Origin of the sequence: Desulfovibrio sp., assembly GCF_035644575.1 — a bacterium.
In the GTDB taxonomy this organism is placed as follows: Bacteria; Desulfobacterota; Desulfovibrionia; order Desulfovibrionales; family Desulfovibrionaceae; genus Desulfovibrio.
The window spans coordinates 1-15,094 of record NZ_DASQOG010000219.1 but is presented as its reverse complement, the minus strand read 5'-3'; the positions used below and the strand labels follow the sequence as shown (position 1 = coordinate 15,094).

Annotated in this window: 10 protein-coding genes and 1 pseudogene; 9 read left to right on the top strand and 2 right to left on the bottom strand. The window is 55.1% G+C overall.

Annotated elements, in window-relative coordinates; all coding sequences use genetic code 11:
* The coding region (locus tag VEZ52_RS12355; protein WP_324837081.1) for a GGDEF domain-containing protein at positions 1–1,237 on the top strand (1,237 nt) is incomplete at its 5' end.
* Here VEZ52_RS12355 and VEZ52_RS12350 read toward each other — a convergent pair.
* Positions 1,221–3,881 carry a bifunctional diguanylate cyclase/phosphodiesterase gene (locus VEZ52_RS12350; protein ID WP_324837080.1) on the bottom strand — a complete coding sequence of 887 codons (2,661 nt, stop codon included), beginning with the start codon at positions 3,879–3,881 and terminating at the stop codon, positions 1,221–1,223. The genes VEZ52_RS12355 and VEZ52_RS12350 overlap by 17 nt on opposite strands.
* Positions 3,882–4,643: 762 nt before the next feature.
* Here VEZ52_RS12350 and VEZ52_RS12345 point away from each other — a divergent pair.
* The 4 genes from VEZ52_RS12345 to VEZ52_RS12330 all read left to right on the top strand — a co-directional run bounded on the left by VEZ52_RS12345 (position 4,644) and on the right by VEZ52_RS12330 (position 10,639).
* Positions 4,644–6,326 carry a sulfatase-like hydrolase/transferase gene (locus VEZ52_RS12345; RefSeq protein WP_324837079.1) on the top strand — a complete coding sequence of 561 codons (1,683 nt, stop codon included), beginning with the start codon at positions 4,644–4,646 and terminating at the stop codon, positions 6,324–6,326.
* Between the two features lie 2 nt (positions 6,327–6,328).
* On the top strand, positions 6,329–8,524 hold the full coding sequence (locus VEZ52_RS12340) for a tetratricopeptide repeat protein (protein WP_324837078.1): 2,196 nt from the start codon (positions 6,329–6,331) through the stop codon (positions 8,522–8,524).
* A 211-nt stretch (positions 8,525–8,735) separates the two neighbouring features.
* Positions 8,736–9,776, top strand: a complete 1,041-nt coding sequence (locus VEZ52_RS12335) for a choloylglycine hydrolase family protein (protein WP_324837077.1) — start codon at positions 8,736–8,738, stop codon at positions 9,774–9,776.
* A gap of 41 nt (positions 9,777–9,817) precedes the next feature.
* Positions 9,818–10,639, top strand: coding sequence for a hypothetical protein (locus VEZ52_RS12330; protein WP_324837076.1), 822 nt, complete (start codon positions 9,818–9,820; stop codon positions 10,637–10,639).
* Positions 10,640–10,796: 157 nt separating this feature from the next.
* On the opposite strand, the pseudogene VEZ52_RS12325 reads toward VEZ52_RS12330, so the two are convergent.
* Positions 10,797–11,041: pseudogene (locus VEZ52_RS12325) on the bottom strand (IS1595 family transposase); the annotation flags it as partial.
* A gap of 282 nt (positions 11,042–11,323) precedes the next feature.
* Here VEZ52_RS12325 and VEZ52_RS12320 point away from each other — a divergent pair.
* From VEZ52_RS12320 to VEZ52_RS12305, 4 genes are all read left to right on the top strand, one after another.
* On the top strand, positions 11,324–12,331 hold the full coding sequence (locus VEZ52_RS12320; RefSeq protein WP_324837075.1) for a TOBE domain-containing protein: 1,008 nt from the start codon (positions 11,324–11,326) through the stop codon (positions 12,329–12,331).
* A gap of 164 nt (positions 12,332–12,495) precedes the next feature.
* Positions 12,496–13,323: a substrate-binding domain-containing protein gene (locus tag VEZ52_RS12315; RefSeq protein ID WP_324837074.1), complete on the top strand. Its 828-nt coding sequence runs from the start codon at positions 12,496–12,498 to the stop codon at positions 13,321–13,323.
* Positions 13,324–13,424: 101 nt separating this feature from the next.
* Positions 13,425–14,120, top strand: coding sequence for an ABC transporter permease (locus VEZ52_RS12310; protein ID WP_324837073.1), 696 nt, complete (start codon positions 13,425–13,427; stop codon positions 14,118–14,120).
* Positions 14,117–14,770, top strand: coding sequence for an ABC transporter ATP-binding protein (locus tag VEZ52_RS12305; RefSeq protein ID WP_324837072.1), 654 nt, complete (start codon positions 14,117–14,119; stop codon positions 14,768–14,770). The genes VEZ52_RS12310 and VEZ52_RS12305 overlap by 4 nt, the downstream gene beginning before the upstream one ends.
* The last annotated feature ends 324 nt before the right edge of the window (positions 14,771–15,094 follow it).

Here is a 15,094-nt window from a genome sequence, read left to right as displayed (position 1 = left end):
GTTGCCAATGATTGATCTTTTGAGCAACTTTGATGCCTTCACCATGGCAGTTCTCGTGGCGGCTCTCTATTTTTCGCTGTCTTCCGTGCTTGTGTACACGTATCTGTACCGCCGAACCTATCCTGGGTTCGGGAGTATGACGCTCGGGCTGGTTTGCTGGTCTGTAGGGCTGTTTCTTAACTACTTCCGTCCCTTTGATCTGTTGCTTTCCCTCTACATTGGCGGAGTGCTGATGCTGCTCTCCGGGGTTTTTCTGTTCCGTGGCCTGTTGCTGTACGGAGGGGTCAGGCCGAGGCGTCGCATGGCAGTGAACTATGGTGTTTTTGCGGTTATTTCAGCCGCAATAGCCTACTATATGTTTGTTGATTTCGACACCTGCACAAGGGTTGCCGTATTTTCCCTTGGCATGGCTTTCATGTTTTTCCGCATCGGGTTTGAACCGTATGTGGTCAAGGGCTGGAAACGATATGCGACGCAATCCCTGCTGTCGGCGATGTTTGTTGTTCTTGGGGCGGTGTTTGTGCTGCGCGCATACAAGGCCTTCAATGCTGTGCAGTGCCTTCCCTCCGGGCCGGATGACATGGCCAAGGCCCTGTTGCTCATGGCAATGTTCATTGCCTCAATTTTGACTTTCAGCATCATCACCATGACATTTGCCAGAATGGAAGCGGAACTGCGGGTCGCCAACGAAGAGCTTCAGGATATGTCTGAGACGGACGCCCTCACCAGCCTTGCCAACCGGCGCAAGTTTGATGCCGCGTATGAGAGCGAATGGAAGCGGGCCGTGCGTGCGCGGCTTGGCATGGCGATTGTGATTCTGGATGTTGACGACTTCAAGAATTTCAATGATCAGTACGGCCATCAGGAAGGCGACGAATGCCTGCGCAAGCTGGCGCAGGTTCTGCAGGCTCATGCCCGGCGCACCACGGATGTAGCCGCCCGTTATGGCGGGGAGGAGTTTGCCCTGATTCTGCCCGGCATGGGCGCTACAGAGGCGTTTGCGCTGGCGGAGGATGTGCGGCAGGCCTTTGCAAAGATAGGCATTGAGCATGCCACAGGCAGGCACGGCAATGTTGTCACCGTGAGCGCCGGAGTCGCGGTGCTGGAACCTGCGGGAAAGAAAAACAGGCGTGAGCTGCTGCGTGCGGCAGATGCCGCCCTGTACGCCGCAAAGGCCAAGGGCAAGAACACCGTGATGCACTCCGCCAGAGCGGAGGGGGCTACTGGTCGCGTGTGATAATTGTTGGCCCGGTGCTGACGAATCCTCTTTTTTCCAGTTCTTCCACAGAAAGCGCTTTTGCGAAAAAGAATCCCTGCCCGATATTGCAGCCCATCATTTTGATTTTGGTGAACTGCCCTTCGTTTTCAATGCCTTCCGCAATGGAGGCGATACCCAGATATTTTGCCAGATCAATAACCGTCTGCGTGATGGCGCAAGCATCCGGGGCCTCGTCCAGATCCCGCACAAAAGACTGATCGATCTTGAGCCTGTTGATGGGGTAGTGGCGCAGGGACGACAGCGAAGAAAAGCCGGTGCCAAAATCGTCAATGGAAATTTCCAGCCCCATATCGCGGAACTTGCCCAGAGCGCGGCGAGCCTCCTTGGGGTCGGTCATGAGGGCGCTTTCCGTCAGCTCAATGGCAAGCAGATACGGCGGGATGGAATATTTGTTGAGGATGCGCTCAATCATGGGCAAGGCCGCGCCACGCAAAAATTGCGATGGTGAAATATTTATGGAAACCTTGGGCGGGTTGAGCCCTGCGGCGCGCCATTGCTCGATCTGCGCGGCGGCACTGTCGGCAACCCATTCGCCCAGTTTGTCGATAAGGCGTGTTTTTTCCGCCTGGGGAATAAATTTGCCGGGGAACAACAGCCCGTCATTGGGGTGTTGCCAGCGCACCAGGGCTTCAAGCCCGATTATGCGACCGGAATCCAGTTCCACTTGCGGCTGGTAGTGCAAAACCAGCTCGTTTTCTGTAATGGCGCGCGGCAAGCCGCTTTCTATCTGCAGCTGGATTGCCGCCTTGATCTGCAACTCGTCATTAAAGAAGCTGAAAGTATTTTTGCCCTGCCCCTTGGCATGGTACATGGCAATATCGGCATTTTGCAAAAGAGTGCTTATGTCGCTGCCGTGCTGCGGGTACACGGCTATGCCGATGCTGACCCCTGCGTAGATTTCAAAGCCGCATACAGAAATGGGCTGGCGTAAAGATTCAATGATGCGCCGTGCCGTGGCCGCAGCCTTGGCATCGTCCACATTTTCCAGCAGCAGGGTAAATTCATCGCCGCCAAAGCGTGAAACAACGGCATCCGCCCCAGCTGCGGTGGTGAGGCGGACGGCCATTTCTTTAAGCAGGCTGTCGCCCGCCGCATGCCCAATGGAATCATTGACTATTTTAAAATCATCAATGTCGATAAAGGCAACAGCAAACTGGCAACTGGTGGGCGGGTAGCAATCCAGCGCTTTTTGCAGGCGGTCGCAAAAAACAGCGCGGTTGGGCAACTGCGTCAGTTCATCGTGCGTGGCCAAAAATTCAATGCGCCTTTGGGTTACGGCAATTTTTTTGATGTCGGCAAACACGCCGATATAGTTGGTTATTACGCCGCGCAGGTTGCGCACTACCTTGATGTTCAGCCATTCAAGATAAAAGGTGCCGTCCTTTTTCTTGTTCCAGATTTCGCCTTCCCACCAGCCGTTGGAAAACAGCTGATCCCACATGTGCTTGTAAAATTCCGGCCCGTGACGGCCTGAGGCTAGCGCGCGCGGGGTTTTGCCGATAATTTCCGGCTGCGAAAAACCCGTGAGGCGACAGAACGATTCGTTGACTGCCAGGATATTTGTTTCGCTGTCTGTTATGCAGATGGCTTCGCCGGTGAAATCAAATACCTGTCCCGTAAGTTCCAGCTGTTTTTCGGCTTCATCGCGGCGGCGGAGGCTGTCGTAGGCAAGAAAGGCCAGAGCCACCAGCAGGGCTGATACCAGCGCCGCCGCGCATAGCGTGGCGGAGCGTATCTGCTCAAAGGGCGCAAAGGCGTTGCCCACAGCGCTGCCAACCACAAAGGTCAGCCCATATTGACCAATTTTGTAATAGCCGAATATCCGTTCAATGCCGTCAATCTGCGATGGGCGGCGAAAGTTGCCGCTGATGGGGGAGTTTGCTTTCAGGTAGGCTGTGCCGCTGATGATGTGCCCGTATATGAGGCCATCGCCGGTGGAGCGCACAAGCAGTGTGCCGTCCGAGCGGATGACATCAATGGAATCTTGCTCATCAAGGCCAAGGCTGCGAAAGAATGAGGCAAAGTAGTCTGGCTCAACAGAAATGACAATGACGCCGACAAGCTTGTCTTGCCGAATAATGGGGCTGGAAAACTGGATGGTCCATTTGCCGGAAACGCGGCCCAAAACTGGCTTGCCAACATAAATTTCCCGCCAGGGCGGGGTGATGTGCACGCTGAAGTGTTCTCTGTCGGCTATGCTTATGCCCGCAATGTGCGGCAGGGTTGAATAGGAAACAAGACCGTCAGGGTCAACTATGGAAATTTGCAGCGCAAGATCGCCGATGATTTTTTTCAGCCCTTCAGCCTCTGTGCGGATATCCTTTTGGTCAGGAGTCCATGCTGCATCCAGCTCCTTGATGGCAAGTTCAAGTCGCTTGATTGTGGACATCATGTGCTCGCTCAGGGCGCGAGCCAGGGTACGCGTGGTAATTTCAACGGTAGATTGGACTTCTTTCTCTGAGCGCGCAATGTCCCACAGGGTTGCCGACCAGATGATCGTCAGCAGAAAAAGAAGGGACGCCGCCGTGATGGCAAGCATGCGCCGATTGCAGTTGCATAACGCGCCTTTCTTCTCTCTGGTGCTTTGCTCTGCAGTGGGCATGATCTCACCATTATTTGAAAGGAATTCAGCCGGGTGCAGTGAAAGCCGATTCGCTCGCCCGCCGTGCCGACGCAACACCAAACACTCGCTGTTGCATCAAGTTTACATGAAGCCGTATGCTTTTTGAATAAAAATAGTTGGATAAAATATAACCATATAGAATAGCAGGGTTTATTGTTGCTTTAGGCGGCAGCGCTGCACTGGCGCTCCGGCATGTAAAACACACAAAGACGGTTGCAGCCCTGTGCACGGCCTGGTCTTGATCAAATATTTGCAGGTTAGGGCCACATGATTGAACTGGAAAAATACATGCCATGTTTCGCAATTCTTTGCAGTACATATAAAATATGGTTTTGAATAGTGCATTCATTGTGCGATATGTATTTTTTTTAAATTCGGACTTCTATAGCTGCGATTCGTAGCAACAATATGTCGTGAGAGGTAGTTTTCAATAATAATTTGTGCTAACTTTTTTGTTTTAACTAGGATAGATGTAAGCAAATTTTATGAAAATTATGGAGATGCTATGGCGAATAATTGATATGAAAAGTAGAATATCAGTGTAGTTGATATGTTGTATTTTATGTCGCTATAACAATTTTGTACTGAAATGATACTGCAGTAATGCGATATAAAAATAAAATTTATAGAATTGCTGTAGTTATGAATATTGTGGAATTGCAATATTTTTATCTAGTCAAGCAGTATTTACAATGCTATTTTCTGAACATCTTCAGCTAAGCACTGTTGTTCGGAGGAAGCATGGATAAATTCTTGCGTTTTATCTGTTTGTGTTCTGCCCTGACCCTCATGCAGCTGGGGGCAATGGCGCTTGTTTCAGGAACTGCCCTTGCGCAAAACGACAGGGGCACGTCATCCGGCCCCGTGCAAGCCAAGGGGTATCCTCACCCCGACCAGTATCTCACAGTCCCCGGTGTTAAAATCGCCGACAATCTGGAACCTGTCATTCCCCATCCAGAGCAGGACAAGGCAGTTCGGGAAAAACTGGCTGCGCTGGAAAAAAAGTTTGGCAAAAAACCCAACATCCTGGTTTTTGTGCTTGATGACGTGGGCTGGATGGATGTGGGCTTTAACGGCGGCGGCATAGCCGTGGGCAACGATACTCCCTCGCTGGACAAATTCGCTTCCGAAGGGCTTATCATGACCTCGGCGTATTCGCAGCCAAGCTGCACGCCGACCCGCGCCACCATAATGACCGGGCAGCTGCCAGTGCATCACGGCCTGCAATACCCGCCCATGTATGGGCAGGGGGGCGGTCTGGACGGGGCCATCACCATTGCAAAACTGCTTTCCGATCAGGGGTATGTGACCCAGGGCATAGGAAAGTGGCACATGGGTGAAAACGAAGGCTCCCTGCCAAATAGTGTCGGCTTTGACGATTTCCGTGGCTTTCTGTCTGTTTCTGACGAATACACGGAATGGCGCGACATCAATGCTAACCCAGAGATTGCCCTCAATCCCCCCAGATTTGCCGCTTTTGAAAACGCCCCCTTCAGCCACAGCGAAGTGCAGTGCAAAAAAGGTGAAAAAGGCTGCAAGGATCTGCGGGTTATTGATCTCGACAGCATCAAGCATCTGGATGACGACCTGACGACCTACGGCGAAAATTTCATCAAGGCCCAGGCAAAAAATCCCAAGCCTTTCTTTCTGTATTTTGGCACGCGGGGATGCCATTTTGATAACTATCCCAGCGACAAGTATCTGGGCAGATCCCGCGCCTGCACGCCGTATTCCGACTGCATGGTGGAAATGGACGATGTCTTCGCCCGCCTGATGAAGGCCCTTGAGGATTCCGGTCAGATCGACAACACGCTGGTTATTTTCACCTCGGATAACGGACCGGAAGGCGAAGTCTCCCCATATGGCCGATCGCCTTTCCGCGGGTACAAGGGCACCACCTGGGAAGGCGGCACCCGCGTGCCTACGTTTGCCTATTTCAAGGGCGTAATCTCTCCCCGCAAGACGGAAGGTCTCTTTGACCTGGCGGACATCCTGCCCACAGCGCTTTCTCTCGCTGGCAAGCCCGGCGCAGAGCTTGCCAAGCTGCTGCCCCCAGACCGTTATGTGGACGGCATCGACCAGCTTTCCTTCCTGCTGGCGGACAAGGGCAACTCCAACCGGCGCAGCATCCTGTACTGGCTGGGCAGCATCTTTGCGGCTGTGCGCATCGACGAATTTAAGGTGCACAAGGCCGTGCAGATTACCGACATGATTACCCACAAGGGCTACAATGGCGGCTTTACCGGCGGCATCGTTGAAAAAACTGGCGGCCTTGTGATGTTCAACCTGTATACCAATCCGCAGGAAGACGATTCCGTTGGTATTCGTCACATTCCGGTGGGGAATGTCATTAATTCGGAATTTGGCCGCTACCGTGGCGTGTTGCAAAAGTACCCGCCCAATTTCCGCCTGCCAGGGTACTAGGCTTGAAAATAGCGGAGAATATATGCAGATGCGGGCAGGCCCTGGTGCTGGGGCTTGCCCTTGTCTGCGGGCCGGACGCGACCTTTGCAGCGGATGCCTCGGATGGATTTGCCGGTTCGCAAAGCTGCAAGAGCTGCCACGAAAAATTTTATTCCCTCTGGTCCACATCCCGTCACGGGCTGGCCATGCAGCCGTATGCAGATGCCACGGTTGGGGCGCAGCTGGCCCCGCAGGGTAAAGGCATTGCATCCGGCGGGCGGGTGTACCGCGCCTATTGCGGGCCGGGGCAGGGTTTTGTGCGAGAGACTGGCCCGGACGGCGAGCACGACTACGCCATTGCGCAGGTGCTTGGCGGCAAAAACGTTTATTACTTTCTTACAACTCTCGAGCGCGGACGCTTGCAGACCCTGCCTCTGGCTTTTGACGTGCGCAACCGCCAGTGGTTTGCAGTTGCAGACAGTGCAACGCGGCACGGCCCCCACTTTCGGGCTGGCGGGCACGAGGGCCTCAACTGGCGCGACCGCGCCTATACCTTCAATACATCCTGCCACGCCTGCCATGTCAGCCAGCTGGCCACCAATTATGATGCGGCAAGCGACAGCTACCGCACCACATGGCGGGAGCCGGGCATCAATTGCGAAACATGCCACGGGCCGTCGCAGGCCCACAATGACGTTTGCCTTGCCGCGCAACCGGGAAAACTGCCTTCAGATCTGAAAATCATTCGTATAAAAAAAGACCTCGATCACCAGCAGCGCGACGATTCCTGCGCCTCGTGTCATGCGAAAATGTCGCCCATCACGGATTCGTTCCGCCCTGGCGAGCGTTTTTTTGACCACTTTGATCTGATCCTGTTGGAAAATGAGGATTACTATCCAGACGGGCGCGACCTGGGGGAAAACTTCACCTTCACTTCATGGCTGTCTGCCCCCTGCGTGCGCGCGGGCAAACTGGAATGCATCTTTTGCCATACCTCCAGCGGGCGCTTCCGTCAGGCCAAGGATCCGGATCAGGCCTGCCTGCCTTGCCATAAAGACAAGGAAGCCGGGCTGGACAAACACACCAGGCACAAGCCGGAAAGCCCCGGCTCCCGTTGCATTGCATGCCACATGCCCAAGACGGACTTTGCCCGCATGAGCCGGAGCGACCACTCCATGCGCCCGCCAACGCCTGCCGCGACTGCCAGTTTTGGCTCGCCAAACGCTTGCCTTGGTTGCCACCCGGATAAGGATGCCACATGGGCAGATGCCCTTGTGCGCCAATGGCGGCCCAGAGACTATCAGGCCCCTGTGCTTGCCCGCGCCCGGCATATTCTGGATGCGCGGCAGCGTAATTTCAGCCAGTTGCCAGCCATGCTTGCCTCCTTGACGGAGCCGGGACGGGATCCCGTCTACGCCGCGTCCATGTTGCGCCTGCTACGCGCCTGCCCGGACAGCTCCAAGTGGCCGGTGGTTCGCGCTGCCCTGAACGATGAATCCGAGCTGGTCCGCGCCAGTGCCGCTGCCTCGCTGGCCGAAAATCGCGAAGCAGTCACAGTGAACGCCCTTGCCAAAGCTTGCGCCGATTCCTCCCGGCTTGTGCGGGTTCGGGCCGCTGAGGCCCTCGCTGGCGTGCAGAGCCAGGATATTCCGGAATCCTCGTTGCAGGTCGTTGGCAAGGCCAGAGAGGAACTGGAGCAATCCTTTTCTGCCAGAGCCGATGACTGGACGGGCAGTTATAATCGCGGCAACTACCTGCTGCGCTCGGGCGAACCTGCTGCGGCCCTTTCAGCCTATGAGGCCGCCTTGCGTCTGCGGCCGGACGCCAGCGCCGCACATGTCAATTCCGCCATGGCTCTGGCCCGTCTGGGCAGCATGGCCGGGGCGGAAGCTTCCTTGCGCAAGGCATACGAGATTGATCCCGACAATGCCGCCATTGCCTATAACCTTGGCCTGATACTGGCAGAGCGGGGCTTCAGGGCGGAGGCGGAGCAGATGCTGCTCAAGGCTTTGCGTCTTGCGCCGACCATGTCTGACGCCGCCTACAATCTTGGCCTTCTTGCTGCCAGAACTGATCGGGCCAAAGCCCTGGGGTATTTGTGTCAGGCCGCCGGAATGCAAGTCAGTAATCAACGTTACGCTCAGGCCATCCGCCAGATCAGCGGCGATTCCGATATCGGGAGCGCGTGCGCGAAAAGTTCTGCCAATCAGGCGCAGTGAGTGCGGTATTGTTTGGCAGATGGCTGTGATTTGCAATATTCGCTGCCGTATTTGCGGGCATCAGTAATTTTGACGGTAAGGTTTGAGACGTTCAAAAGTGGAGAGGGGCAATTGTCCGTGTAAGATGAGCAATCAACAAGGTGGGTAAGTTATGGCGCCAAGAATCTTACTGGGGTTGGTTCTGGTCGCGGCGATTACAGTTGGTGCGGTTATGCAGTCGCAGGCCTGCACCAGCCTCAGGGTGAAATCCACGGAAGGGCATGTTTTTTATGCCCGAACAATGGAGTTCTCCACCTCTGACCAGCCGCAGGTTGCCGTGATGCCCAAAGGCACTGTCATGAGGGGCACGCTGCCCGATGGCAGGCAGGAGGGCGCCACATGGACGTCAAAATATGGCTTTGTCGGCATGCGCGATTACGGCCCGCCCCTGGTCAGCGACGGCATGAATGAAAAAGGCCTCGTGGTCGGCATGCTGTTCTTTTCCGGGTATGCCGGGTATCAGCCTTATGACCCAGCCTTTGCAACCAAGACCATTGCCAATTATGAAGTGGCCAACTGGCTGCTTTCCGGTTTTGCCACGGTAGAAGAAGTGCGCGAAGGCCTCAAAAACATACGCGTTTGCGAAGCGCCCTCGATCGTGCCGATCAGCCTGCCCATGCATTACGTGGTGCACGACGCCGGGGGAAATTGCATCGTTATTGAATACATGGAGGGCCGCCTTAATGTTTATGACAATCCCCTGGGAGTCATGACCAATTCGCCGCCCTTTGACTGGATGGTCATTAACCTTTCCAACTACGTAAATCTCTCCGCCAACGGCGTACCCAAACTTGATCTGAAAGGTTTTTCCATCTACCCCACGGGGCAGGGCTCCGGCATGCTGGGCCTGCCCGGCGATTACACTCCTCCCAGCCGTTTTGTGCGTTTTGTGGCGCTGACGCAGACCGCCCTGCCTGTCAGCGGCCCCGATGCTGGCGTGAATCTGGCCATGACGCTTATTGATAACGCAGATATCCCCAAGGGGGCTGTGCGCCAGAAAACCCCCGAAGGCGACAAGTATGACATGACCATCTGGTCTGTGGTGGGCGACACCGAACGGCTGCGCTACTACTTCCGCACCTACAACAATAAAAACTGGTCGATGGTCGATGTGGTCAAGGCCCTGTCAAATGCCTCAGGGCCTAAAGTCATTCCCATAATGACCCAACCCGACTACAAGGACGTGACAGATTCGGCCAAGCCAGCCCCGTAGCCGCAAGCCGCCGTTGGTAACGTACACAAAAGGGAAGCACTATGAATATAAAACAGCGTGCGGCCTCACTGGTTTTGTCTCTGTCAGTCTTGGTTTTTATAGTGTGTGCGCCTGCCTGCGGTGCTCGGGCTGCCGAGCCTGCTCTGGCAGAGGCGGATGAAGGCGCTCAAAGCGACTTCAAGCTGGTGCTGATTCCATACGGCTGGCTTACGGGCTTTACCGGCACCCTGGGGGCAAGGGGACATGAAACCCACGTATCCAACAGCTTCGGGCAGCTGGAAAAGTACCTGAATTTTGCTGCCATGGCCCATATGGAAATGTTCTACCGGGATACGGTGGGCCTGATAGCCGAGGTCAATTACGCGCGCATGGGCGAGCAGACCTCGCGCAAGGGTGTTTCGCTTGATGGGCAGATGACGTCCACAATGTCTGACGTTGCGGCTTTTTATCGCTTGGGCACCGTGCCGCTCAACGACAATGGCGGTAAGATAAGCTTCGACATTCTGGGCGGCGTGAGAATCTGGACTATGGAAATGGGCTTGAGCGCGGAATATCAGCAACTGGAAGCCTCGAGCCGCATTTACAGAAGCTGGGTCGACCCCATTGTGGGCGCGCGAACGACCATTCATCTGGATAAACACTGGTTCATTGACTTGCGCGGCGGGGTGGGCGGCTTTGGGGCTGCCTCAACCAACACGTGGGACGCCATGGGCGTCGTGGGCTATAATTTTTGGAAAAACGCCACCGCCATCTTGGGGTACCGTGCTGTTGGGCTGAACTATGAATCAGGCAGCGGCAGGGATAACTTCAAGGTCAACGCTGTTCAGCATGGCCCTGTTGTGGGGCTGGCGCTGACATTCTAGGTAAAAACTCTTCTGGCGCAGCCTGAAGGGAAGGTGGCCGCCCCCTGATCTTTTTTGCAGAAGATCAGGGGGCGGCTTTTTCGTATGGGTAGCGCAGGGCTTGTTCGTGACCCGTTAAGCGAAATAATTCCAATCAATACGATACGATATCAAAGTGTCATGCCAAGCAGAGAGGTTTTTTCCTGAGCATTTTGAGGACGAACTTATAAAGATCCTCGTTTCTGTGATTAAAGCGGAATTCGCATTCTTTCAAATGAAAGTAAAATGTGTGTTTTGCCAGCCCACTAAAGCGCACAAGGCGCGTCTTGGCGAAGGCCAAGAGGCTTTCAATGCCATTAATATATGAGTGTTTATTGCAAATTCATTGTTGCCATGTTGCACTCTGAAGTGCTTATGATACCCCTCCGCCATGTAGCGTGTGCGAGGCTTTAATGGTGCGTATTTCTCTAAATTTTTCAATTAGTTGCATCAGGAATGTTTCGTTATAGAGAGTCCGTCAAGTTGTCGCTTGGCGGATTTTTTGAAGTTTTAGTATGGGTATGGGATGGCACGCATATTCCCGGAGTTTTGTACCATCCTTCAGTGCGTTTGAGGCGCGAGTGCAACAGAGGAGTTGGGAAAAGGGAAACACTGGCGTTGCTGACAGCGGCGGCGCAACCTGCTACTCTGGCTTTGAGAAAAAACATGCGCAATCACTTGACCCGCCAACAACTCGAAGGCCTGACCCTGTGCTGGGAGCAGTGGGAGGCCGAGGCCGCAACCCGCACGCAAAAAAACATGCGCGCGCGTCTGCACCTGATTTTTTTACTGATGCGCTACGGCGGCTTGCGGCTGGGCGAGGTACTGGCGCTGGAGCCTCGTTCATCCATAGACACCGTCACGGGCATGCTGCGTGTTTCTGGTTCCAATGCGCGCGAAATATTGCTGCCCGTAAGCGCCATGCGCAATATCCGGCGCATTCTTGGTCTGCCGCAGGCGGCGGAGCCTGATTTTTTACAGTTTGACCAGAGTTTTCTGCGCAAGAAATTTTATGCCGTGGGCAGCTTGATGGATCTGCCGTCTGCCTGCGTTGGGCCACGTGCCATACGTTATTCACGCGGGCTTGAGTTGCTGGAACTGCATGTGCCCATGCCGTTGGTGCTTAAATTCCTCGGGCAGCAGGATGCTGACCAACTGCTGGCTTTCCTGAACTTTTCTGACGGCGAAGCGCGTAAGCTGCTCACCACGCAGGCCCAGGGAAAAGACACCTCGGCAAGCGCCTGCCACGGCGGCGAGGCCGATGATGGAACCAATCTTTTTTGGGGCATAGTTACCCGCATATTTGCCGGCATGCGCAAGGTATATGTGGAGATAACCACTTTTTCTGATTTCAGGCTCGCGGTGGCCTGCACGCCGGAAGAAGCCGCCCTGCATGAAGTGCACGAAAATCAGGTGCTGAGCGTGAGGGTAGACCCGGAACGCATAGTCCTGAGTCCTGAAAAATCGTCCATGAGTCTTGCCAACTGCGTCAAGGGCGTGGTGGAAAGTCTGCACTCTGACATGGTGGAAACCTTTGTCTGCGTTGGTCTGTCAGACGGCACAACCCTTCGGGCAACTGTCGACACCTGCACGCTGGACACCATGCATCTGCGCGACGGCAAAAAGGTGTACGCCCATTTTGCCTCCAGCGCTGTTCGGCTGGTGGCTGAGTAGTTTTTTCAGATATTGCTGCGGCCCGTATGAAGCTGGTTTGTTGCCTCCCTGTTTTGGCCTTCTTTTGCAATCTTTTATGTCCCGATTTTTCATGATAGCGTGATTAAAGTCGCGCTGAACAGAGTTGGTCTTTTAAGATTACCTCTTCAAAAGGAGTCTGATCCATGTTCCGTTTCCCCCGTTTTCTGCTCCTGGCTTGCGCTGCGGGCTACATGGCCTGCGCCGCGCCAGTTCTGGCCGCTGATACTCTCATGATGGCAACCACCACCAGTACGCAGGATTCCGGCCTGCTCGAATATCTGGAGCCTGTCTTCAAGCAGGAAACCGGCATTGAGCTGAAGTGGGTTGCCGTGGGCACAGGCAAAGCCCTTGAAATAGCCAAAAATTGCGATGCCGACGTGTTACTGGTGCATGCGCCTTCGGCTGAGCTTGAATTTGTCAAGGCCGGGCATGGCGTGGACCGCCGTCAGGTCATGTACAATGACTTTGTGATCGTTGGCCCCGTGGCAGACCCCGCTGGCGTGAAAGGGCAGACCACTGCCGAGGCGCTCAAGCGTATTCTGGATGCCAAATCGGGCTTTGTGAGCCGTGGCGATCAGTCCGGCACGCACAAGGCGGAGCAGAAGCTGTGGCAGCAGAGCAACATTGTGCCCGACAAGGATCCCAAATATTTTTCTGCCGGGCAGGGCATGATCTCCACCCTGAACATGGCTGCCGAAAAGCAGGCATACGCCCTCACTGACCGTGGAACCTGGATCACCTTTGCCGACAAGATGGGCGACAAAAACCCGTTGGCTATCGTGGTTGAAGGTGACAAGGCCCTGTTCAACCAGTACAGCGTCATTACGGTCAATCCGGCCCAGTGCCCCAAGGTCAAGACCGACCTTGCCAAGAAGTTTGAAGACTGGTGGGTTGCCCCGGCCACACAGCAGAAGATCGCCGGGTACATGCTCAGGGGGAAACAGCTTTTCTTCCCCAATGCCAACAAGTAGCGCACCCCGGTAGCGCAGGCATGTAACACGCATTCGCCCGGGGCCGGTGGTGTGCCCCGGCTTCGGGCGAATGCTATTTTGACCAGCAGCGAGCGGCAGCAATGGATTATCTCCTCAACGGGTTCAGCAACGCGCTTTATCTGCTCACGCACATGGATGAGGCCACGCTTTCGGCTATTTACGCAACCGTTGCGTCCACCTGCTATGCCATGGCGGCAGCTCTGCTGCTGGGGGTGCCGCTGGGTTTTCTGCTTGGTCATTGTTCCTTTCCCGGCAAAAGGGCGCTGCGGCTGGTTTCAGATACTTTGCTGGCCTTTCCTACAGTGCTGATCGGCCTGCTGGTCTATGCCTTTATTACCGCGCGCGGCCCCCTTGGCGAATATGGCCTGCTCTTTACCCTGCCGGGCATGGCCATCGGCCAGGCGGTGCTGGCCCTGCCCATTGTGGTTTCATGGACAGCACAGGCTCTTGAAGACCTAGATCCCCGCTGCCGCGAGACCCTGCTTACGCTTGGGGCCAACGGCAGGCAGCTTGCCATGTACGCGCTGTGGGAGTGCCGTTACGCCGTGGGCATGGTCTGCGTTACGGCCTTTGGCCGTGTCATTACAGAAGTGGGCGTGGCCATGATGCTTGGGGGCAACATTCGTTACGCCACCCGCACCATGACAACGGCCATTGCCCTTGAAACCAGCAAGGGCGATTTTGCCCAGGGTATTGCCCTTGGCCTTGTGCTGTTGCTCATGGCTTTTGTGGTCAATCTGGCGCTTGCATTTTTCCGGCGCAGGGGGCGGGCATGAGCGGCAAGCTGTATGAAGCCCGCAACCTTGTACAGCGCTATAATGGGCGCGAAGCGCTCAATGTTCAGCACCTTGCTATTGAAGAGGGCGAGGCAGTATTCCTCACAGGCCCCAATGGTTGCGGCAAATCAACCTTGTTGCGGCTGCTGGCCTTTCTGGAGCGCCCTGCTGCTGGCGAGCTGCGGTATGCTGGTGGGGCAGAGGGCCGCAAGGAAGCAACCCTGCTTTTGCAGGATCCCTATCTGCTGCACATGAGCGTTTTCAATAACGTGGCGCTTGGGCTGAAATTCCGCAACCAGACGGGAGAACTGCGGCAAGTCTTTGAGTGCTGCATGCAGGCCGCAGGTTTTGCCGATCCCTGGAATTTTGCGGATCGCGGCCCGCGTGAACTCTCTGGCGGCGAACTTCAGCGGGTTGCCCTGGCATCGCGCCTGGCCTTGCGGCCAAGGGTGCTGCTGCTTGACGAGCCAACAGCCAATGTGGATGCTGCAAGCGCCCGCGCCCTGGCCCAGGCCGTAAAGAATTGCAATGCAGACGGTATAACTGTTGTCTGCGCCACACACGATCCTGCCTTGCTGCGTGCCATTGATGCCCGCGAAATCAGGCTTGGCACATCGTGGGACATGGACGCCTGCGCCTCGCCATTATAGATCCTGCCTGCATTATCCCGGTTTCCGCTTACAGCACGTTCACCTTTCCCTCTCTATTACACAAAAACTCCCTTTTCCTCCCCAATTTTTTCTCTTGCGGGAGAAAAGCGAGACGTTTTTTTTGCCCGCTTGCACTTTTTTTCCTCACAGTGGTATCGAAGGATAAACACAAACAGGCGTAACTGCGCCTTGTTTAAGGAGGCTCCATGTTCCGTTTTTTGCGCGTCAATATGGCAACCAAGACCTGTGTTTTTGAAGAAATCCCTCAAGAATACGCTGGCCTTGGCGGCCGTGCGTTGACTTCTACCATCGTTGCGCGTGAGG

Bases quoted from the DNA above. Each gene is read 5' to 3' on its own strand.
- VEZ52_RS12335 (WP_324837077.1), top strand. From the start codon at position 8,736: ATGCAGTCGCAGGCCTGCACCAGCCTCAGGGTGAAATCCACGGAAGGG.
- VEZ52_RS12345 (WP_324837079.1), top strand. From the start codon at position 4,644: ATGGATAAATTCTTGCGTTTTATCTGTTTGTGTTCTGCCCTGACCCTC.
- VEZ52_RS12310 (WP_324837073.1), top strand. From the start codon at position 13,425: ATGGATTATCTCCTCAACGGGTTCAGCAACGCGCTTTATCTGCTCACG.
- VEZ52_RS12305 (WP_324837072.1), top strand. From the start codon at position 14,117: ATGAGCGGCAAGCTGTATGAAGCCCGCAACCTTGTACAGCGCTATAAT.
- VEZ52_RS12330 (WP_324837076.1), top strand. From the start codon at position 9,818: ATGAATATAAAACAGCGTGCGGCCTCACTGGTTTTGTCTCTGTCAGTC.
- VEZ52_RS12320 (WP_324837075.1), top strand. From the start codon at position 11,324: ATGCGCAATCACTTGACCCGCCAACAACTCGAAGGCCTGACCCTGTGC.
- VEZ52_RS12315 (WP_324837074.1), top strand. From the start codon at position 12,496: ATGTTCCGTTTCCCCCGTTTTCTGCTCCTGGCTTGCGCTGCGGGCTAC.
- VEZ52_RS12350 (WP_324837080.1), bottom strand. From the start codon at position 3,881: ATGCCCACTGCAGAGCAAAGCACCAGAGAGAAGAAAGGCGCGTTATGC.